Annotated in this window: 21 protein-coding genes; 13 read left to right on the top strand and 8 right to left on the bottom strand. The window is 50.6% G+C overall.

The window, feature by feature from the left end:
• Positions 1-198 precede the first annotated feature (198 nt).
• Together PJDR2_RS25910 and tatC are read left to right on the top strand one after the other, a co-directional pair.
• A complete protein-coding gene (locus PJDR2_RS25910) occupies positions 199-429 on the top strand; it encodes a MerR family transcriptional regulator (RefSeq protein ID WP_015846703.1) in 231 nt (76 codons plus the stop codon).
• On the top strand, positions 426-1,178 hold the full coding sequence (gene tatC, locus PJDR2_RS25905) for a twin-arginine translocase subunit TatC (RefSeq protein ID WP_015846702.1): 753 nt from the start codon (positions 426-428) through the stop codon (positions 1,176-1,178). Before PJDR2_RS25910 ends, tatC begins: the two co-directional genes overlap by 4 nt.
• 118 nt (positions 1,179-1,296) lie before the next feature.
• Here the strand turns inward: tatC and PJDR2_RS25900 are convergent, their stop codons facing one another.
• Positions 1,297-2,184, bottom strand: coding sequence for a helix-turn-helix domain-containing protein (locus tag PJDR2_RS25900; protein WP_015846701.1), 888 nt, complete (start codon positions 2,182-2,184; stop codon positions 1,297-1,299).
• Between the two features lie 191 nt (positions 2,185-2,375).
• On the opposite strand from PJDR2_RS25900, the gene PJDR2_RS25895 reads away from it, so the two are divergent.
• Complete coding sequence (locus PJDR2_RS25895) at positions 2,376-2,771, top strand: hypothetical protein (RefSeq protein WP_015846700.1); 396 nt, start codon at positions 2,376-2,378, stop codon at positions 2,769-2,771.
• A 27-nt stretch (positions 2,772-2,798) separates the two neighbouring features.
• Here the strand turns inward: PJDR2_RS25895 and PJDR2_RS25890 are convergent, their stop codons facing one another.
• Positions 2,799-4,082 carry an NAD(P)/FAD-dependent oxidoreductase gene (locus tag PJDR2_RS25890; protein WP_015846699.1) on the bottom strand — a complete coding sequence of 428 codons (1,284 nt, stop codon included), beginning with the start codon at positions 4,080-4,082 and terminating at the stop codon, positions 2,799-2,801.
• A 112-nt stretch (positions 4,083-4,194) separates the two neighbouring features.
• Between PJDR2_RS25890 and PJDR2_RS25885 the strand changes: the two genes are divergently transcribed.
• The 7 genes from PJDR2_RS25885 to acpS all read left to right on the top strand — a co-directional run bounded on the left by PJDR2_RS25885 (position 4,195) and on the right by acpS (position 9,141).
• Positions 4,195-5,031 carry an alpha/beta hydrolase gene (locus PJDR2_RS25885; RefSeq protein ID WP_015846698.1) on the top strand — a complete coding sequence of 279 codons (837 nt, stop codon included), beginning with the start codon at positions 4,195-4,197 and terminating at the stop codon, positions 5,029-5,031.
• 98 nt (positions 5,032-5,129) lie between these two features.
• A complete protein-coding gene (locus tag PJDR2_RS25880) occupies positions 5,130-6,779 on the top strand; it encodes an ATP-binding protein (protein WP_015846697.1) in 1,650 nt (549 codons plus the stop codon).
• Between the two features lie 79 nt (positions 6,780-6,858).
• A complete protein-coding gene (locus PJDR2_RS33645) occupies positions 6,859-6,990 on the top strand; it encodes a hypothetical protein (protein WP_015846696.1) in 132 nt (43 codons plus the stop codon).
• 11 nt (positions 6,991-7,001) lie between these two features.
• On the top strand, positions 7,002-7,379 hold the full coding sequence (locus tag PJDR2_RS25875; protein ID WP_015846695.1) for a DUF3905 domain-containing protein: 378 nt from the start codon (positions 7,002-7,004) through the stop codon (positions 7,377-7,379).
• A gap of 83 nt (positions 7,380-7,462) precedes the next feature.
• Complete coding sequence (locus PJDR2_RS25870) at positions 7,463-7,897, top strand: BrxA/BrxB family bacilliredoxin (RefSeq protein WP_015846694.1); 435 nt, start codon at positions 7,463-7,465, stop codon at positions 7,895-7,897.
• Between the two features lie 30 nt (positions 7,898-7,927).
• Complete coding sequence (gene nadE / locus PJDR2_RS25865) at positions 7,928-8,737, top strand: ammonia-dependent NAD(+) synthetase (protein ID WP_015846693.1); 810 nt, start codon at positions 7,928-7,930, stop codon at positions 8,735-8,737.
• An 8-nt stretch (positions 8,738-8,745) separates the two neighbouring features.
• Positions 8,746-9,141, top strand: coding sequence for a holo-ACP synthase (gene acpS / locus PJDR2_RS25860; RefSeq protein ID WP_015846692.1), 396 nt, complete (start codon positions 8,746-8,748; stop codon positions 9,139-9,141).
• 79 nt (positions 9,142-9,220) lie between these two features.
• Here the strand turns inward: acpS and PJDR2_RS25855 are convergent, their stop codons facing one another.
• A complete protein-coding gene (locus tag PJDR2_RS25855; RefSeq protein ID WP_015846691.1) occupies positions 9,221-9,556 on the bottom strand; it encodes a c-type cytochrome in 336 nt (111 codons plus the stop codon).
• Between the two features lie 122 nt (positions 9,557-9,678).
• Between PJDR2_RS25855 and PJDR2_RS32145 the strand changes: the two genes are divergently transcribed.
• Genes PJDR2_RS32145 through PJDR2_RS25840 form a run of 3 tightly spaced genes read left to right on the top strand, consistent with a single transcriptional unit; the run spans position 9,679 to position 12,420 of the window.
• Entirely contained in the window at positions 9,679-10,572 is an 894-nt protein-coding gene (locus tag PJDR2_RS32145) for a helix-turn-helix transcriptional regulator (RefSeq protein WP_015846690.1), read from the top strand.
• 4 nt (positions 10,573-10,576) lie between these two features.
• On the top strand, positions 10,577-11,773 hold the full coding sequence (gene mutY / locus PJDR2_RS25845; RefSeq protein WP_015846689.1) for an A/G-specific adenine glycosylase: 1,197 nt from the start codon (positions 10,577-10,579) through the stop codon (positions 11,771-11,773).
• A gap of 14 nt (positions 11,774-11,787) precedes the next feature.
• Positions 11,788-12,420, top strand: a complete 633-nt coding sequence (locus PJDR2_RS25840) for a bifunctional 4-hydroxy-2-oxoglutarate aldolase/2-dehydro-3-deoxy-phosphogluconate aldolase (RefSeq protein ID WP_015846688.1) — start codon at positions 11,788-11,790, stop codon at positions 12,418-12,420.
• Positions 12,421-12,434: 14 nt separating this feature from the next.
• Here the strand turns inward: PJDR2_RS25840 and PJDR2_RS25835 are convergent, their stop codons facing one another.
• The 5 genes from PJDR2_RS25835 to PJDR2_RS25815 all read right to left on the bottom strand — a co-directional run bounded on the left by PJDR2_RS25835 (position 12,435) and on the right by PJDR2_RS25815 (position 18,680).
• A complete protein-coding gene (locus tag PJDR2_RS25835) occupies positions 12,435-13,172 on the bottom strand; it encodes an alpha/beta hydrolase family protein (protein ID WP_015846687.1) in 738 nt (245 codons plus the stop codon).
• Positions 13,173-13,443: 271 nt separating this feature from the next.
• Positions 13,444-14,337, bottom strand: a complete 894-nt coding sequence (locus PJDR2_RS25830; RefSeq protein ID WP_015846686.1) for an EamA family transporter — start codon at positions 14,335-14,337, stop codon at positions 13,444-13,446.
• Between the two features lie 411 nt (positions 14,338-14,748).
• Positions 14,749-15,669: a helix-turn-helix transcriptional regulator gene (locus tag PJDR2_RS25825; RefSeq protein ID WP_015846685.1), complete on the bottom strand. Its 921-nt coding sequence runs from the start codon at positions 15,667-15,669 to the stop codon at positions 14,749-14,751.
• Between the two features lie 115 nt (positions 15,670-15,784).
• Positions 15,785-16,867, bottom strand: coding sequence for a Gfo/Idh/MocA family protein (locus PJDR2_RS25820; protein WP_041613640.1), 1,083 nt, complete (start codon positions 16,865-16,867; stop codon positions 15,785-15,787).
• Between the two features lie 49 nt (positions 16,868-16,916).
• Positions 16,917-18,680, bottom strand: a complete 1,764-nt coding sequence (locus tag PJDR2_RS25815) for a glycoside hydrolase family 2 protein (protein ID WP_015846683.1) — start codon at positions 18,678-18,680, stop codon at positions 16,917-16,919.
• Between the last annotated feature and the right edge of the window lie 232 nt (positions 18,681-18,912).

Genomic DNA, 18,912 nt, shown 5'->3' with positions numbered 1-18,912 from the left:
TCCGTATCTCATAAAAACCCAAGCCATTCAAGCATTTGAACACATAAGATGTTCGTTTTGTTCGTTTGAAATCTTCAGATCCGGACAAGCTGACCAGGGCTAACGGTCCCATTGACGAAGAAACGGACCGCTGATATATTTCGAATCAAAGAGTTTGTGTTAGAAAACATTACATAACCGTTAGGGAGGCGTTTGACGATGAAGGACAAAGTGATGAGTATTGGAATCGTTAGCGACTTAACAGGTTTGACGGAAAGGCAAATTCGATATTACGAGGAGAAGCAGCTGGTTTTTCCGGTGAGGACCAAAGGAGGCGCGCGCAAGTATTCTTTTGAGGATGTTGACCGCCTGAAGGAGATTAACGATAAGCTGAGAGATGGCTTCCATACCTTTGAACTGAGAAAGCCCGGAAGGTTGTGCAGCGAATGAGGCGAATCGAAGAGACTATGACGCTGCTTGGACATTTGACGGAGCTGCGGAGCCGGATCTGGAAGATTCTTATTGTGGTGCTGCTCTCGCTTGGCGGGGGGTTATATCTATCGCCGAAGGTGCTTCGTTATCTGAAAAGCGTACCTCCTGGCTCGGAAATGACGTGGAATGTATTCTCGCCATGGGACGGCATCCGCATGTATATGTCGGTTGCGCTGGTAATCGCCTTGGCGGTATCGCTTCCGTTTATTTTGTACCAGCTGTGGGGCTTTGTGAAGCAGGGGCTCCATCCCGGGGAGCGGAACGCCGCATTGAGGTATGTGCCGTACAGCGTGATTTGCTTTTTTACCGGGCTTGCCTTCGGTTACTTTGTGGTTTTTCCGATGAGCTTCTCTTTCACTTCCAAAATAACAAAAAGCATGGAGCTTGTAGAGACGTATGGGGTTGCTCAGTATTTCGGGTTTATGTTCAATATTGTGCTGCCGCTGGCGATTGCTTTCGAACTGCCGGTTATCGTCATGTTTCTGACCAAGATTGGCGTCCTGACGCCTAAAGCTCTTCATAAAATGAGAAGATACGCTTATCTGGTGCTAGTCATCGTAGCCAGCTTGATATCTCCGCCTGAGCTGATTTCTCATTTGCTTGTATTTGTTCCGCTTGTGGTCCTGTACGAGATTAGCGTTCTCCTGTCACGGATCGTATACGGAAAAAGAAAGGCCGCGGCCCTTGCGGAGGTTTCGGGAGTATAAAGCATAGCATACCGTTAGCAGCCTTGGCTTATAACCAAGGCTGCTTTTGTTTTTGCAAAGCGGGGACAAACAAAACCGCCTCGGCTGAAGAATTGCCGAGGCGGTTTGCAATGAAATTTTAATAACGTTTAAAGCCGCTCCATATCGATTCCGGCTTCACGCCCAGCTCTCCGGCTATCAATTCGGCCGTAAGACGCTGGGGCTTTTTAATTTTGCCGTTGCGAATTTTGGAGATGGTCGTAAGCGAAATTAAGGTCGATTGCGCCAAGGAAGTAGCCGTGATGTTTTTGCTTAACATCAGCATGCGGAGCTTGTAGGCGGCATCTTCTTCCCGTGCCGACTGAAGAATGCCGGTCAGCAGGACGACATAACCCTTGAACTCTTTATTGCCGTAGAAGAAGGGTTTGATGATAAGGGTTGTCATGCGGATCTGCTCGCCGAGATACAGCCTCACATCGGTCTGCTCGGTTGTGCCGTGAGTACGCGCGTATTCCATGATGCGGCGAAGCGGTTTGCGGCTTTCATCCGAGATATGATCGAATAGGGACTGGTTTAACAGCTTGATTGGTTTGAAGGGCGAATAATACCGGGTTGCGTTTGTAATACGGAACTGCTCGGATATTCCGACGCTCATTAGAACCTGATTATCCATCGCATATTCTTCTATATACTTCTCCTCCGACAAGTCCTTGCAGATAATAATGAAGCAAGTCTGTTCGCTGGATGGCAGCCTGCGGCTGGTAAAGCGTACGGGAGTGGAGGTGGTCGATTTGGAGATCAACTCCTGTTCAAGCGATTGTTCGTGATCTTCGCTGAGCTGTGTCATAAGTCCGCCGAAGGTAAAGCCTCTCCTTAACAGTCCGTCAGGGTCTGCATCCATCAGCTCCGCTTTTTTGTATCCGGTTAGCTTCGTAAAGGCATAATTAATATCACGTATATACCATCGGTTATGCTCGAGTTCGACGATAAACATCGGATCAGTCAGCAAATAAAACACATTCTCCATCGTTTTGTCACCTTCCTGGAAGTTATTATGTGATTATCGTTATAATGTGACGTTTAGTGTAAATAAACCTAACGTATAAGAGTATAACTTAAATTATATAAAGTTTTGTTGAAATGACAACACCTTTCATTCATAAAAGTGGGGAATGTTAGGGAATCTTAATATATTGGAAGCCTATCGAAGGAGATGAGATGATGAGTTCGGCTATTTTATTTGATTTCGCTGACTCCTTTAGCGCTGCGCTTGCGCGGGATACCCTGCAGGAGCTTGGATATGAGCCGTTAATGCATGAGGGAAACCGCCTGCATATTCATGTGGACGGAAGCGATCTGACCTCGGCACTGGAGATTGCCATGTCTCATGGCGGCCAGTTGGTGGACCAGTCGGCGATTCAGAACGAGGCTGTCACGGACACGGCTTATTCCATGAATGCCATTACGATTCCGGCACATATCGTTAACGAGGATTGGATTGGGGCAGAAGAAGCGACAGACCTGCACAATTGGGATGATGACGCGGATACGAGCAATGAGTTTTTGCCGGATCCCGGAGAATACAGCCATTTTTCGGGGGATGTACACACGTAATATAGGCAAAAAAGGAAAAGCGCGGCGTCAGCTGCTTAAAGCAGCCGATGCCGCGCTTGTTCCTGCGCTGTGGCCCGTCGTAAATGCGGCCGTAATATTGTAGCCTCCCGTGTAACCGTGAATATCGAGCACTTCCCCGCAGAAGTAAAGTCCTTGGGCGAGCTTCGACTGCATCGTCTTTGGATCGATCTCCTTCAGATGTACCCCGCCGCCAGTCACAAAAGCTTCTTCGATCGACAAAGTTCCGTTAACCGCAACAGGGAATTGCTTCATCCGTTTGGCCAGCTCGCGCCATGGTTCCTTCGGAATGTTGTCGTACGTAATATCGCCGTTAATCTCGCATTGGCGCAGCAAGAGCTCCAGCAGTCTTTCCTGCACATAGCCTTTCAGCACGTTTTTGACAGCCTTCTTGGGATCAAGCTTGGCAAGCTTCAGCGTCTCGTCGAAGATTTCGGCCTCCGAGCGGTCAGGAAGCAGATCAATGGTAACGAGTACCGTTTGTATGCCGCCTTCGCTTCCGGAAGCTTTTTTCAGTTCCTTAACGACAAATTGGCTGCAGCGCAGCGCCGCAGGTCCGGATAAGCCAAAATGCGTAAAGATCATATCGCCCTGATGGGAGACAAGCTTTTTGTTCTTGGCATTCCATACGGTCAGCGTAACGTCGCGGAGCGACAGACCTTGCAGCTCCTTGCTGCGAATCCACGGTTCTGCCGAGGTGAGAGGCACTTCCGTCGGATATAGATCGGTAATCGTATGCCCGGCTTTTTTCGCCCATGGATAGCCGTCGCCCGTAGAGCCCGTATGCGGAACGGATTTCCCGCCGGTAGCGACAATGACGGACTTGGTATGGATAATTTCGTTGGAAGCGAGTCTGATGCCTGTAACAGTACCGTTCTCGTACAGTACTTCCTTCACCGGCATATTCGTTCGGATCTCGACGCCTTGCTCCTTCACCTTCCGGATTAGAGCGTCTACAACCGTCTTCGCCTTGTCCGATACGGGGAACATCCGTCCCCGGTCCTCTTCCTTCAGGGCAATGCCCATTCCTTCAAAGAAGGCGATGATCTCCCGATTGCCGAATTGATTTAAAGCGCTGAACAGAAAGCGCCCGTTTCCGGGAATATTACGGATCAGTTCATCCATTTCATTCGCGTTGGTAACGTTGCAGCGGCCTCCGCCGGAAATGCCCAGCTTGCGTCCAAGCTTGTCCCCTTTATCGATAAGCAGGGTAGACGCGCCCGCGCCGCTGGCGGCAACGGCAGCCATCAGTCCGGACGGTCCGCCGCCGATAATAATTACATCAAACATCATTACATTGCTCCTGACTCATACGTTTTCTTCTTTTACGTATTGTAACATTCTTTTTCTTGTTTATTGAAATATAATGATGACAACTTTAAACCCATAAAGGAGCGAACAAAGCATGGAGCGGACGGATTGGCGGTTCAGCGGGGCAAACGGGATCGAAATTTACGCAAGGGAGTGGCTGCCGGGTAACCGGGAGCCAAAAGCCGCGGTTTGCATTGTACACGGGATGGGAGAACATGGGGAACGGTATTCGGCAGTTGCGGAGCGGCTGACAAGCGATGGTTACGCCGTGCTTGCCCATGACCAGGAGGGCCATGGGCTTTCCGCGGGGAAGCGCGGACATCTTTCTTCTATAGAAGCAGCGGTTCATAACACGGGGTTGCTGCTTGAACAGGCGAAAGTCCGGCACCCGCAGCTTCCTTGCTTTCTTTACGGCCACAGTATGGGCGGCAACGTAGCCCTCAATTCCGCGCTGCGGCTTAAACCTTCTATTGACGGTCTCATTCTGAGCAGTCCGTGGCTGCGTCTGGCGAAAGGCCCGAATGCCGTTATGAAGGCTATGGCCAGGCTGTTTGTACGCTTTATACCCAAGCTGTCGTTGTCAACGGGGATCAGTCCCGATGATCTGTATCGTCCCGGATACGATCAAGCCGTAACGTTCCTCGGAGACCCTCTATGCCATAGCGCCATTACAATTAGGACCTTTCACATCATGACGGATGCCGGCGAATGGGCTATTATGCATAGTAACGAGCTGCATGTTCCGGTGCTGCTGGTGCACGGTACAGGAGATAAAGTGACTTCGTTTGAGGCAAGCAAGGAGGTTGCGGAGCGCCTTGGGGACAGCTGCAAATTTGTAAAATATGAGGGCGGATACCACGAATTGCATAACGATATTTTCGCCGTTCATTTATTAAATATTATTTCCAATTGGCTGGGAAGGCGATTGTAAAATACTGAGAGTTGTGATTTAATCGGACTATCAGGTGAATAGGTGAAGACAGGGTATTTTTATAACATGACGTGTTTTCGTTGGGAGACTGATCGTTCGTGTTGAAAGAATTGCTGTTACAATTCTTTATTACGCTAGTACCTGCCTTTGCCTTTCAGTTATGGCATAATTCGAGCCGCCATTGGCGGAGAATTCCCGTTATTATAGGGTTGTCCAGCTGTATTTCGATGGCATTGTGCATGTTATTTACGAAGGACTATTACGGCTGCGAACTTAATTTTCGGCTTATGCCTTTGTTAATCGGTTCTTTATACGGCGGACCATACTTTTTATTGCTGCTAAGCGGTGTATATACGGCACTTCGGATCGAATCGCTCGACAGTATGGGAGAGACGGTTGTGTTTGTTTCCTTCATGCTTGTCTACGTTGTCTTTATGCCGTCCATTATAAAAGCGTTCCAGCGGTCGGACCGGCGGCGCAAGATCAGAATCGTCATGCAGCTCATCGTTGGGATGTGCGTATTTGTCATTCTGTCCTTCACGGTTGCTGTCGTTACGACTGGGATGCCGATCAATCTCGAATTTGTGCTTCTAGCATTCCTTACTCTCGTGATGACGGTCATTTCCTCGTGGATATCGGTCTATACGATAGAGACGTTCAAAGAAAATGCCCAGCTGCATTACGATGTGAAGCGGGTATCGCTCAGCTACCGGCAGGAAGTGGAGAAGCTTGAGCAGTTTATTAATCAGACGAAGATTGCGGTAGTGCTGGTCAATGAGTACGGCAAGATTACGCATCTGAACGAGATGGGGGTTCAGATGCTCACCGGCGGGCAAAATATTGTCGGCCAATATTTCTACGAGTTTTTTGAAAACGGGCTGGAGGACTCCAATGCGAAGCTGCTGCGCGAGGCGCTTAACGGACAAAGCCTTGTGCTGGAGAATCCGCAGGTGGAGAACGGCAGAACGCTGCTCAAGACCGCCTTTTGCATCCGCAACCTGCAAACGGATTCCATAACGGGGGCGGTTCTGACCGCGCATGACATAACGGAGCTGGCACTGCTGCGCAGCGAGGTTGGCAGAATGGAACGCCTTAGCCTGATTGGCCAGATGGCGGCAAGCATTACGCATGAGATCCGCAATCCGATGGCGGTTATCCGCGGCTTCGTGCAGCTGATGCGGGAACGGAGCCCGGAAAATCAGCAGGCTTATTACGGCATTGTGATGGACGAGCTGGACCGGGCGAATACCATCATAAGCGACTTCCTGTCCCTGGCCCAGAACCGGGCGCTTACGATGGAGGCGGGTTCGCTGCATGACATTATCCGGGAAATGGTTCCGTTATTGAATGCGGATGCCAATCTTCGCGGCCAGACGATCGAGGTTGAGCTATGCGATTTTGTCCCTGCCATTCAATTAAACGAGAAGGAAATCAAGCAGCTGCTCCTGAATCTGGCGCGCAACGGGATGGAGGCGATGAGCGAGAAAGGCCGCTTATCCATCCACACGTCATACATAGTAGAAAAAGAAGAGATCGTCCTTCGCATCCAAGACCAAGGCGTCGGCATATCCGACGAGCAGAAGCAGCGCATCTTTGATCCGTTCTTCTCAACCAAGACGCAAGGGACGGGCCTTGGGCTTCCGCTCTGCGTCAGCATTGCCGAACGCCATAACGGCCGCATCAACGTCGAATCCGAGCAGGGTGTAGGAACGACGTTTATCGTCTCGTTTTTCAAGCAGTCAGCCTAAGGGGAGAACATAAAGCTTATGCCTGACGCGCATACTATCGTAGTTCGTACAATCAGTTATACACGGGAGGACGACTACGATGGCGAAAAATAAAAAAGGCAACTCGATTGAGCAAACCGAGCAGGCAAGCAAAAATAAAGCCGGAGGTGCCGCTCCTGGCGAAGCCGGCTACGATAAGAAGCTGGACGGGCCAAACCGCCCTTCGATCTAAAGGAAGAAGCGATGGGCAATGGCAAAGAGGACGATCCGTCGCTTGATCCGTTCGAAATCTCCTTCCTCCCGGAATTCCGCGAGGGAAGAGGCCCGAGCGAGCCGTTCGTCAACGAGCATGGCGTAGTGATTGGGGATCATGATTATGATTCGCCGAATTCGCCGCTTAATGAATGGAGCACCGAGATGGATCCGGCCGTTATGGCGGGCGATCAGTGGGTCCATCCTTTTAAGGATATCGGTTTCCAAACCGCCGAGAACCGGGATTATTTCGAACGGGGAATCGCGCCCCAGGCGGGGATTTTTATGCATCAGGACAAAAACAGCGCTTACCGGGCCGGGAATCCTGTTCCGGACTCGGAGGAAGCGCCGCAAAAGCAACCGGAGTGACATTTGCTCCGGTTGCTTTATTTTCATAGCGGGCGGTATAATAGTAACTAAATTTAGGTTATTACAAAGGAGAGTGTTTTCAAATGTCTATGTCATTTGAGAGATATATGCTGGATATGGTTCAACCAATGCGCGATGATCTGACCCGGATCGGGATCCAAGAGCTTCGCACGCCTGAGGAAGTTGCGGATGCAATTCCGGATGCTAAAGGAACTACTCTTGTTGTTGTTAACTCGGTATGCGGCTGTGCGGCTGGTCAATGCCGTCCGGGCGTAGCCGAAGCGCTGCAGCACGATATTACGCCGGATCACTTGTATACCGTGTTTGCCGGTCAAGATAAAGAAGCAACGGCGAAAGCACGCGAGTATTTTGCTCCGTATCCGCCATCTTCTCCTTCGATCGCTCTGATGAAAGACGGCGAGCTGGTTCATTTCATCGAACGCCATCAAATCGAGAACCGTTCCGCTGCGGAAATCGCGGCTGATCTGACTGAAGCATTTGACCGTTTCTGCCGTTAATCGGCAGGTGGAGTAGGGGGAGCCTGGGCTATGAGTTTACAACAGGAAATAATCGAGCGCTTCGGCGTACGGCCGGAGATTGATCCTGCTGCGGAGATCCGCAAACGCGTCGACTTCTTGAAGGAGTACGTGAAGAAGTCGGGCACAACGGGCCTCTTGATTGCGATAAGCGGCGGGATCGACAGCGCGGTTACGACTGGCCTCTGCAAGATGGCAACGGATGAATTGTCTGCCGAGACCGGCCGGGAGTATATGACGCTTGGCGTGTTTCAGCCTTACGGGGAGCAGGTCGATATTGAGGACAGTTATGCAACGGCGGAAGCGTTCCAGCTGAAGCATAAGGTGGAGACGAATATCGGCGAAGCCGTTGATGAGATTGCGCTGGAAACCGAGCATGCGCTTAAAGCAATCGGGATTCACCGCCATCTGAGCCGCGGCGGCAAAGGGAACGTGAAAGCCAGAACGCGAATGGTTGTCCAATACGCGCTTGCTTTTGATCTCAACCTGCTTGTTGTTGGCACGGACCATGCGTCTGAAGCCATCACCGGCTTCTTTACGAAATGGGGCGACGGAGCGGTTGATATTACGCCGCTCAGCTCGCTGAACAAACGCCAGGTCCGCCAGCTTGCAAGCGTGCTTGGCGTACCTCGGAGCATTCTGGACAAAGCGCCAACTGCCGGACTTTGGGAAGGGCAGACCGACGAATCGGAGCTTGGCATCCTGTATGACGAGAACAGTGCTTATCTCGAAGGCAAAGAGATCGGAACGGAAGCGAAAGCGAAGCTCGAGAAGCAATATTTGCGTACCGAGCATAAACGCTCCCCGATTCCCGGGATCTGATACAAGCGATGATAGCGGGGATCGGGCATGATGTAACGGATATGGACCGGGTGGAGGCACTGCTTGCAAGCAAAGCCGGAGCCCGGTTTCTAGGCCGGATATTGACGAGTCGGGAGCGGGATCTGGCAGGCAGCTACGAGGGCAAGCGTCTGGCGCAATTTACGGCGGGAAGATTTGCGGCGAAGGAAGCCGTAGTGAAGGCTTTGGGCTGCGGGATCGGAGCTAAAGTCGGATTCACCGATATCGATATTTTGCGGGGACCCGAAGGGAAGCCGGAATGCACGTTATCGGGCAGCGCTTGGGAGAGGCTTGAGCTGGTGCCGGAGAGGTATCGCATTCATATTACGATTACTCATGATCGCTCTATTGCATCTGCGGTGGCGATTATGGAACAGACGCAATAGAGGAAGGAATTGAAAAGGCTGATCGATAAGCGGCTGTTAAAGCCGGATATCGGATCAGCCTTTTCCTGCATGATTACTCTTATTTCTTGCCTGCCAGCCAGTCCGCCAGTCCGGCAATCTGCTCGTCCGTCAGACGCTCCTCGAAAGGCGGCATCGAAGATCCGCCATGCTTGATCTGCTCGACAATCTCGGGCTGGGTCATTCGTGCGCCTACCTGTTGAAGATTCGTTTGCGCTCCCATCCGCCCCTGGAGATCGGAGCCGTGACAGCTGACGCAGTTCGCTTTATATACAGCTCCGGTCTTCCCGGGAGCGTCCATATGGCTGGTTGAGATGGCGGAGCCGGAACCGCCGCTGCCGCAGGCGGCGAGAAATGCGGCAAGAATGGAGGATGCAATTAATCCTTTTCCTAGCATGTTTTTCCTTCTTTCCTGTGTCTAGATTATAATAAATCTAAAAAGATTACCAATATGATTTTAGCTTTAATGCTTATATAATAGAGTAAATAATTAGCGAAAGCCAGATAACAGGGGTAGTCATGGATACGAGAATACAGATATTACAGAGACAATTCGATCATTTAAAGATCGACGTTATTATGGCTGCTTATTCGGAGAGGGAAGCCGGCTGGTTAAACAACAATGATGAAATCGATTATTACAGGGTTTTCTACCTAATGGAAGGACATGCCGTTCTCGAGACAAAGGGAGTAGGCTATGATCTGCTGCCGGGCAGAATATATGTGCTTCGCCCAAAACAGAAAGTCAGTTATAATATTGTTATCAAGCAAACGATAAAGGCCTATTGGTGCCATTTCCGTATTCGGAATCCGGACGATATGAAGTTTATGAAGCTTCCTAAGCTTCCTTTTTCCTCATCCGTTGAGGTTCAGGACGAGTATCATGTGGTTGAAATTATGCAAAAAATGATTCATGCCCAAGAGTTCCAGACCGTTTCGAGCAATCTCAGGCTGCATTCCGGCATACTGGAGCTCATTGCTTATCTATTGGATCATAGCTCTTGGGATGATTTGAATGATGCTTATTTTATCGGCAATGAGGTTGGAAAAGAAAAATGGGATGATGTCATCTTATATATTGAACAAAATTTGCATCATAACATTCAAATCGAGGACTTGGCCAAGGTCGCTTATCTTCATCCCAATTATTTAATTACATCATTCAAATCGATAATGGGCTGCTCGCCGATTCAATATGTAACCGAGCGGCGTCTTGAGCTGGCCAAAAAGCTGCTTAAGGAGACGGATTTGCCGATTTCCGAAATTGCCGGCAAGGTAGGAATGCTGAATCATTATTTGCCAAGGCTGCTTAAACGGCATACCGGAATAACGCCAAAGCAATACCGCCGGTTTATGAAGCTGGAGCTTCCAAAGGCTCTGGAGACTGCCGAACACAAAGAGGTGAACAACTAGACAAATGGAAGCGATTAATAAGGAAGAGGCAAAAGCTTACTTCAGCCGCGAGCTGCTCACCTGGTACCGGAGAATCAAGCGGGATCTGCCATGGCGGATGAATCAGGATCCATACCGCGTATGGGTATCGGAAATTATGCTGCAGCAGACCCGGGTGGACACGGTTATTCCTTACTACGAGCGGTTTATGAATAAATTTCCTACGGTACGCGCGCTTGCCGAAGCGCCGGAGCCGGAAGTGCTGAAGTGCTGGGAAGGACTCGGTTATTATTCGCGCGCCCGCAATTTGCAGGCTGGAGCACGCGAAGTCGTCGAACGGTACGGCGGTATTGTGCCTGATGATAAAGTGGCGGTGGCGGGACTTAAAGGCGTTGGCCCTTATACAACCGGCGCGATTATGAGCATTGCCTTTAACCGTCCGGAGCCTGCGGTAGACGGCAACGTCATGCGGGTTCTATCAAGGTACTTCTGCCTTGAGGACGATATTGCGAAGCCTGCGACACGCGTCGGTATTGAAAAGCTTGCGGTATCCCTCATTCCGGAAGGGGCGGCCGGGGATTTCAACCAGGCGCTGATGGAGCTTGGAGCACTTGTCTGTACGCCAAAATCGCCAAGCTGCCTGCCCTGTCCGGTGATGGAGCATTGCGAGGCTCGTCTTGCCGGCCGCGAAACGGAGCTGCCGATCAAGACGAAGGCGAAGCCGCCTCGTCCGGAAAAACGGGTTGCCGCGATTATCGCCGGTACCGGCGTGTATGAAGGCAAGATTCTAGTGCGCCAGCGTCCGGAGACCGGATTACTCGCGCAGATGTGGGAGCTTCCTCATTTGCTCGTGCCGAAGGAGCAGGAGCAAATCGTTGATGCCGCTCCCGAGACAGACGGCAGTACGGCGGCCGCGGGCGAGTGGCTGACGCGGTCGATGGAAGAAGAGACAGGCCTCTTGGTCCGTCCGGAGCGCTGGTTTATGGATGCGGATCATGTATTTAGCCATATTCATTGGAAAATGAGAATTTACCTGGCTGACCTTGGTGCACTTGCGGGGGCCGGAGAAGCGGCTGCCGGCGCAAGCCTGGCTGCGGAGACTGCGGCCGCTTATGAAGCAGGCGGCAAGCAGGGCGAATACCGGTGGATTGGTCCTGAGGATATGGAAACATTGGCTTTTCCGAATTTATTCATTCGCATATTGCGGGAATATTGGACGTAAAGGGGACGGTTGAGATGAGTAAAATGCTGGATTTGCTGCTTGAGCACAAGATTGTGGCGATTTTGAGAGGCATAGAGGACCATCAAGCGGACGCTGCCGGACAAGCCATGATTGACGGCGGCATTCGTCTAATGGAAATTACGATGAACACGCCTGGCGCGGCCGTGATGATCGAACGCTGGCGCAGCCGCTTTGACGGACAGGCCGCAGTAGGGGCGGGTACCGTGCTGGATGCGGAGATGGCGAAGACTGCCGTCGCCGCAGGCGCGCAATTCCTGATCTCGCCGAATCTCGATGAAGAAGTCATTGCTTACGGAAACGAAAGAGGAGTTTCGGTATGGCCGGGCGTCATGACTCCGACGGAAATCGTAAAAGCCTGGAAGGCCGGTGCCGAAGCGGTAAAGCTGTTCCCGATGGGGACGCTTGGCACCAAATACTTATCGGAAATTCGCGGACCGCTTGATTCCATACCGATTATGGCGACCGGCGGCGTAGACCTGCATAATATCGCCGATTATTTTGCCGCGGGTGCCAATGCGGTCGGAATGGGCGGCAAGCTGCTGAATCTGGACTGGGTGCGCGAGGGAAGATTCGATCTAATAACGGGCCGCGCACGCCAGTTTGTTGAAGCCGTAAGCAAGCTTTAGTCCGCTGCTGAATATTAATTTGCCCGAAGATGGCTGTCCAGCCATAGCTTGGCCTGCTCCAGCATCTTGAGCGTGATCTGATGGTTGACACCGCTGTACTCAACCATACGGAGACGCTCGGGAGCGGCGCAGGCCTTTTTATCCATAAAATAACGCTGGCTGTGAATCGGTACCGTTGTATCCTCTTTTCCGTGCAGCAGCAATAATCCTCTCTCATCCTCAAAGTTCAATAAAGAAATCGGATCATGCTTCTCGAGAGCGGCACGTTCTTCTTCGCTTAAGGCCGGCTTTCCGGCGTATTTCAGATATGCTTCATAAAATTCCGTCCATGCGCAGGAGCCGTTAATAACGACAGCCGCCGCAATATCCGTATTTTTTGCGAACGCTCCCGCAGCTACGAAACCTCCCGCGGAATGACCGATAATGCCGATTTTGCCGCCGCTTGGCCCGCCAAGCCGTTCAGCCATTTCCACGGCTTCCTTGGAGCCTTGAAGAACGATTTCGAGGAAGGTCTGTTCAAGTACGGCGGGATCCGCATAATTCAAAGTGCCTCGATAGCCGTGATGGAGGAGCTCCGGAACAATGACCGTATAACCCCACCCCGAAACGATGGAAGCAAAAAATAAATAGCTTTCCTGCGCGGAGCCCCATCCATGATATAAAATGACGGTCCCGACCGATTGCCCGATGGGATCAACCTGCAGACAGGTGACGCCGGCAAGACTGACTATTTTATGATTAGTGCCGCTCATTCTTTTACTGCCCCCGTTCTTATGTAAGCTCACCTCATTAGACTACCATGCTATCCCTATAAAAACAAAGTGCCTGCGGCACGGGGCCGCAGGCTGCAAGAGAGAAATATAATAAAGGGGGGTCATGTCTATTAGTATAGATTGTGTAAATGAAAGGAGTCTGAGTGCAGTGTTACAAGAACATTACAATGCGGTGACTCTATGAGCATTTACTCAGACAGGGACAAGAAAAAATAGATTTCTTTAATATGGAAACATAGTTCTTTAATCTTTAAGCGGCTAAGGATGGCTGGTCTGATTTCCTTAAACGAAGGTTGCTGCTGACAATCCCGCTTAAAATAATGACAACGCCAATCCATTGCGGCGCGCTTATTGGTTCCGCAAGCACGAATGAGGAAAGAATAACGACAATCGGCAGTTCAGATGCGGTCAGAATCGTTCCTAACCCCGAGCCGACATGCGGCATGCCAATCGAGAACAGAAGGGGAGGAAGCACGACCCCAAATACGCCTAGCGCTAATCCGTAAGGGAGCAGCCCCGTTACGACATGCCAATCCAATAAAAAGGTCGGCGGGAACACGATAAATATCGTTATAAGGCCACCCGTGGAAAGAAGAGCGCTTTTTAATAGGGGAGGAGTTGATCTCTCGACCGTGCTGCTGAGAAAGACAAAAGTAGAAAAGGTCAAAGCGGCAAGCAATCCCCACACGCATCCCGTCCATGACAGCGACATGTTTCCCTGAAACAGAATATTGGCGGCTAGAACGGAACCGATCAGCGTGAGCGTAATGGACATCAGCTTATTTCTTGTCGGTTTTTTCTTAAGCAGCAGCCACTCCAGCAACGTTCCGATCCAAACGAATTGAAATAAAATGACAATAGCCAGCGAGGCATTAAGCGTCTGCAAGGCTTGATAATAAAAAATGCCCGTTAATCCAAACGGAATTCCGGATAACATTAGCTTTACGGTTTGTTTGCGGGTTGGCGCTTTCCTGTTAACGAGAAGTACAATCAGCCAGCTTAGCACCGCCCCAAAAAGATACTGCCCGCCGGTTACCGCGGAGACGGAAAAACCCGCCGCGTACGCCAGTTTCACAAAGGTGGACAAAACCCCGTAACAGCAGCCTCCCAAACATACGATTAACGCGTAGTGCCATAATTTCATGATGATCCTCCTTTTTTTTGAACGCAAAAAACCACACAAATGACGCGTACCGGCAGTACGGGCCTTTGTGTGGCGAAAATAGAGATTGCTCTCCAGAAAAGTCCACAGCTTCCCTAATGAGTTTTAGTATTGACGTTTCGGTTACCAGTATAAAAACATATCCCGAACGTTGTCAATGTTTAATTATTCCGAAGACCCGCAGCAGCAGGAATAGAGGCAGCCGCAGCTTTTTCCGTTTTATGTGCGTGTACTTCCAAGCATGCTTATCGATTTGTTTGAGCTCCCAGCTTTTATGTCTCATCTGCTCTTCAAAGAAAAAAGGATGGTTTAACAACTCATTCACTTCCCTTTACGATTAAGTTGATCGAACGAATGTTTCCATTATAAAAAAAGAAGTATGACAGCATCCTGTCACACTTCTTCATAACGGGTTAACATTTTTCCAATTTTTTCTTTGATTCGTTGCTTAAGCACAGGCGGTTCCAGTACAAGAGCGTCCTCGCCAAAGCCAAGCAGCTTCTCGATCAGCCAGTCCGTGTCGATCGCCTGAGTAATCGTCAGCGTAAGCGTGCCGTCATCGTTAAACCGTTTCTCGTCCAAATAAAATTCATCAAGCACCCTTGCAAGCGACCCGGCCGTAAAATGGATGACGGCATGCCTGGTCTGCTCCTGCTCCTGATTGCCGCCTCCGGAGAGAATATCCTCGGTATGGATGTTATGCTTCCGCTCGTAGCATTCCGTCAAGGCCAGCAGCTCCGACATCCTAGTCAGCTTAAACACCCGGTAGTCGTCCCTGGAGCGGCAGTAGCCATATAAATACCAGGCATTGTATTTGAGCAGCAGACTGACTGGCTCGACTAGGCGGTCCTGGCGTTCGTCCTTCGCATTCATGTAGTGGAAGCGGACAAGCCGGCGGCCGTTAATGGCGGAGTGGAGAGTGCGAAGGTGGGCCGTGTACGATCTCCAGCTGCCGAGATCCATCGTCAGGCTTGGGGCTTTGCCGTTATCGGCTTGAACGGTCTTCAGTCGATGAATCGTCTCCTGAACCCGCTCGTCCTCGAATAAAGTAGTCGTGCTCTTGAGAAGAGTAATTATCGAGGCGATGTCATCCGAACTGAGCAGGCTTTTGTCCATCTTGTATTCCTTCATAATGCCGTATCCGCCATTCACGCCCTGATAGGAGACAACGGGAATGCCCGCCGCGCAGATCGCCTCGATGTCCCTGTAGATGGTTCTTTGCGAAACGCCGTATTTGCAAGACAATTCCGATGCGGACACCACTTCATTATTGAGCAGCAGATAGATGATCGAGATTAATCTTTCCAGCTTCAAAAACAATCACCGCCCTATAGTATTGCGCTGTTAAGATCGTAGTGCACGGGGATTCGTTTTGTCTATAAAATAAATAGCCTTGACCAGTTATGGCCAAGGCTATTTAGGTCAAGCATTAAAACGGAAGCTCGATAGCAACCTCGCGTTTAGCGGCCGAGGAGCGGAGCACTCCGTCGATAATGGCTTGTTGAATGACGATCTGCGAGCCCGGAATAGGGGCAGGGCGTCCTTCGCGTACGGCTTCGGAGAAATCCCGTACCTTCTCGTTGAAGAGGTTAAGGTCGGTATTCGTAACCGGGACCGGCGTTTCAGTCTGTTTGCCCATAAAGTCATGGAACAGCTTCATATCGCCAACGCGGCCATCCCAGACGCCGGACCAATTGCCCGTGCCGTATGGATTCACTTTAAGTCCGCCTTCCGTTCCAAGGAACATGGTGGAGCCAAGCGTATCCATATGCATAGCCCATGAGATCTTGAATTGAAGCACCAGATCATTCTCGAAGCGTACAAGCGCTACTCCAAAATCCTCAACCTCGAATTTGCTCGCTTCCGGATGATGAATGGGATTAGTGCCGAAATAGTTGGAAGTATAAGCCGAAACCGTAAGCGGCTTGGGATAACCAAGCGCATTAAGCGCCATATCGAGCGAGTAGCAGCCGATATCCGCCATAGCGCCGGCTCCGGCGAGCTGCTTGCTGATAAACGTGCCGCCGGGCATGCCGCGTCTGCGGCCGCCGCCGGTCTCCACGTAATAGACCTTGCCGAGCTTGCCGGATTGGACGATTTCGTTAACGACCTTCATGTTTGGATCATAACGGGGCTGAAAACCGATTGTCAGCATATTACCCGTTTCGTTGGCGACTTGAACCATATCGATGGCCTCGTCCAAGGTAACGGACATTGGCTTTTCGAGCAGGACATTTTTGCCCGCGCGCAGCGCGTCAACGGTTGTTACGTGATGGGAGGCATTTGGCGTACAGATGCTGACCCCGTCCAGATCAAGCTCAAGGAGCCTGCGATGATCATCGAAGCCGATGGCTCCCGGCAATTGCTCGCGCGTAACGAATTGATCCGCTTTACCCGGAATGACATCGGCTACGGCGACAATCTCAACGTCGTGAAGCTGTTTGTAAGCTCTTACGTGAGCAGAAGCGATGCCGCCGCTGCCGATAATTCCAATACGTTGCATTTTTGACATGAATCCAATCCCTGCCTTCTCATGAACTGTGGTTATTGGAAGCCGAGCTTTACTGCAGATTGATTTTTCTGATCTTCTCCATAGCAATCTTAGGCTCCCGGTTAATCGTAAGCAAGCCGTTAACCTCCTGCTGCACGTCCGTAATTTGCGTGTAGCAGAATCCGCTTACATATTCGAGATTCTTGATTGCTTGGGTAATTCCTTCATAACGCACTAAAAAATCTTCTTCATTTTTTACTTGGTTGCCATAGCCCCAACCGGATTCGCTCGTAAATGCGATACCGCCGTATTCGCTAATGATAACCGGCTGGCCTTTGTAGCTGTATCCGTTAGCGAACGGATAGCGGTGTTTGTCATGCGCGAAGTCGTTGCTGAGCAGCGCATCCTTGTCTTTGTATCGGGCTTCGAGCACGGAGCCCAGCTCCTCGTAATCATGAAGCGTGATAATATCCGAGATCGTGTGCTCCCATCCGTCGTTCACGACTACAGGTCTCATCTGATCGTAGGATTTGGTCAGATGATAGATCGATTCGGTAAATTGCTGCTGCTTCCGGTCAGTGAAGATTTGCCCGATTCCCCATGATTCGTTAAACGGTACCCATGTCACAATGGAAGGGTGGTTATAATGCTGGCGGACAACCTCCATCCATTCCTTCGTGAACCGCTCTACGGCGTCATCTCCGAATTCGTAAGTGGCGGGAATCTCCGACCAGACGAGAAGGCCCTTGCGGTCCGCCCAGTACAGGTATCTCGGGTCCTCGAGCTTCTGATGCTTGCGCACGCCGTTGAAGCCAAGCGCCAGCGTTTTATCGATATCCTCAATGATGGCTTCTTCGGAAGGCGGAGTCAGATGCGTATCTTCCCAGTAGCCTTGATCGAGCAGAAGGCGTTGGTATAGCGGCTGCTTGTTCAGCAGGATGCGGTCGCCTTTAATCTGGATGCGGCGCATGCCGAAGTAGGAGTATACGGTGTCTACCGGCTGGCCGTCCTTCTTCAGAATAATCTCCACATCGTACAAATTCGGATGATTCGGATGCCAGGAATGGATTTTCCATTCGTTGACGTCGTTCATGACGCTAAGCTCTACCTTTAAGAACTTGCGGTCAACATTGGTTTCCGAGGAACGGATCAGGTTCCCGTCGTAACGAATAACGGTCTGGAGCGTCAAGCCGTCGAAGGAACGAATCGTGCTGCCAAGCTCGTATTCGAGCGTAACCGCCGCTTCTTCCAGCTTTGGCGTAATTTTAGCTCTGTCCACATAGTTGCCGTCGACGTATTCCAGCCACACGGACTGCCAGATCCCGGTTGTCTGCACGTACCAGCAGCCGTAGTTCTTCTCGATCCAGCGCTGCTTGCCGCGCGGCTGCATCGTGCTGTTGCTGTCTTCGACGCGGAGCGTGATGCGGTTATCCCCGCCAACCTGCACGGCATCCGTAATATCGAAGGAGAATGCCGCATACCCGCCTTCATGCGAACCGATATACATGCCGTTTACCCACAGCTTTGCCAAATAATCAACGGCCTGGAAATGGAGGATGACGCGTTTGTCTCCCGTTTCTTCCGGAATTGCAACATTCCGCTCATACCATACGCATGGATGGAATGTCTCCTCGCCAATGCCGCTCGCTTTGGTCTCATATGTAAACGGGACTTGAATCGTCCGGTCCGCATCCAGCTTGCTGTACCATTTGCTGCGTTCGCCTTCAAACGAATCATCGAAGCGGAAGCCCCATTCGCCGTTTAACAATTGCCATTCGTCGCGCACCCACTGCGGACGCGGATAATCCTTCACATACTTGTGCGTACTAGCCATAATCTTCTTTTCTCTCCTTTTAGTTAACCGTTAGGTTAATTTAATAATGAAATTAAGATGATTCTAGTTCATATTATGTGGAAGAATAGTCCTTATGTCAATATTAAGGTTAATTTATTAATTTTATAGTTAACTAATAGAGGGAGAAAGGTAAAATAGATGAACAATAGAATACCGATATTTAATTGACACTGAAAATCATTATCAAATAGAATCGTTAGTATACATAGAC

The organism is Paenibacillus sp. JDR-2, from assembly GCF_000023585.1.
In the GTDB taxonomy this organism is placed as follows: Bacteria; Bacillota; Bacilli; order Paenibacillales; family Paenibacillaceae; genus Pristimantibacillus.
The sequence above is the reverse complement of the archived record's forward strand: the minus strand, read 5'-3'. Positions and strand labels throughout refer to the sequence as shown.

Excerpts from the sequence above, each read along its gene's own strand:
- PJDR2_RS25870 (WP_015846694.1), top strand. The coding sequence starts at position 7,463 with ATGTCTATGTCATTTGAGAGATATATGCTGGATATGGTTCAACCAATG.
- PJDR2_RS33645 (WP_015846696.1), top strand. The coding sequence starts at position 6,859 with ATGGCGAAAAATAAAAAAGGCAACTCGATTGAGCAAACCGAGCAGGCA.
- PJDR2_RS25885 (WP_015846698.1), top strand. The coding sequence starts at position 4,195 with ATGGAGCGGACGGATTGGCGGTTCAGCGGGGCAAACGGGATCGAAATT.
- tatC (WP_015846702.1), top strand. The coding sequence starts at position 426 with ATGAGGCGAATCGAAGAGACTATGACGCTGCTTGGACATTTGACGGAG.
- PJDR2_RS25830 (WP_015846686.1), bottom strand. The coding sequence starts at position 14,337 with ATGAAATTATGGCACTACGCGTTAATCGTATGTTTGGGAGGCTGCTGT.
- PJDR2_RS25875 (WP_015846695.1), top strand. The coding sequence starts at position 7,002 with ATGGGCAATGGCAAAGAGGACGATCCGTCGCTTGATCCGTTCGAAATC.
- PJDR2_RS25890 (WP_015846699.1), bottom strand. The coding sequence starts at position 4,082 with ATGATGTTTGATGTAATTATTATCGGCGGCGGACCGTCCGGACTGATG.
- PJDR2_RS25910 (WP_015846703.1), top strand. The coding sequence starts at position 199 with ATGAAGGACAAAGTGATGAGTATTGGAATCGTTAGCGACTTAACAGGT.
- PJDR2_RS25815 (WP_015846683.1), bottom strand. The coding sequence starts at position 18,680 with ATGGCTAGTACGCACAAGTATGTGAAGGATTATCCGCGTCCGCAGTGG.
- mutY (WP_015846689.1), top strand. The coding sequence starts at position 10,577 with ATGGAAGCGATTAATAAGGAAGAGGCAAAAGCTTACTTCAGCCGCGAG.
- PJDR2_RS32145 (WP_015846690.1), top strand. The coding sequence starts at position 9,679 with ATGGATACGAGAATACAGATATTACAGAGACAATTCGATCATTTAAAG.
- PJDR2_RS25820 (WP_041613640.1), bottom strand. The coding sequence starts at position 16,867 with ATGTCAAAAATGCAACGTATTGGAATTATCGGCAGCGGCGGCATCGCT.
- PJDR2_RS25835 (WP_015846687.1), bottom strand. The coding sequence starts at position 13,172 with ATGAGCGGCACTAATCATAAAATAGTCAGTCTTGCCGGCGTCACCTGT.
- acpS (WP_015846692.1), top strand. The coding sequence starts at position 8,746 with ATGATAGCGGGGATCGGGCATGATGTAACGGATATGGACCGGGTGGAG.
- PJDR2_RS25900 (WP_015846701.1), bottom strand. The coding sequence starts at position 2,184 with ATGGAGAATGTGTTTTATTTGCTGACTGATCCGATGTTTATCGTCGAA.
- PJDR2_RS25895 (WP_015846700.1), top strand. The coding sequence starts at position 2,376 with ATGATGAGTTCGGCTATTTTATTTGATTTCGCTGACTCCTTTAGCGCT.
- nadE (WP_015846693.1), top strand. The coding sequence starts at position 7,928 with ATGAGTTTACAACAGGAAATAATCGAGCGCTTCGGCGTACGGCCGGAG.
- PJDR2_RS25840 (WP_015846688.1), top strand. The coding sequence starts at position 11,788 with ATGAGTAAAATGCTGGATTTGCTGCTTGAGCACAAGATTGTGGCGATT.
- PJDR2_RS25855 (WP_015846691.1), bottom strand. The coding sequence starts at position 9,556 with ATGCTAGGAAAAGGATTAATTGCATCCTCCATTCTTGCCGCATTTCTC.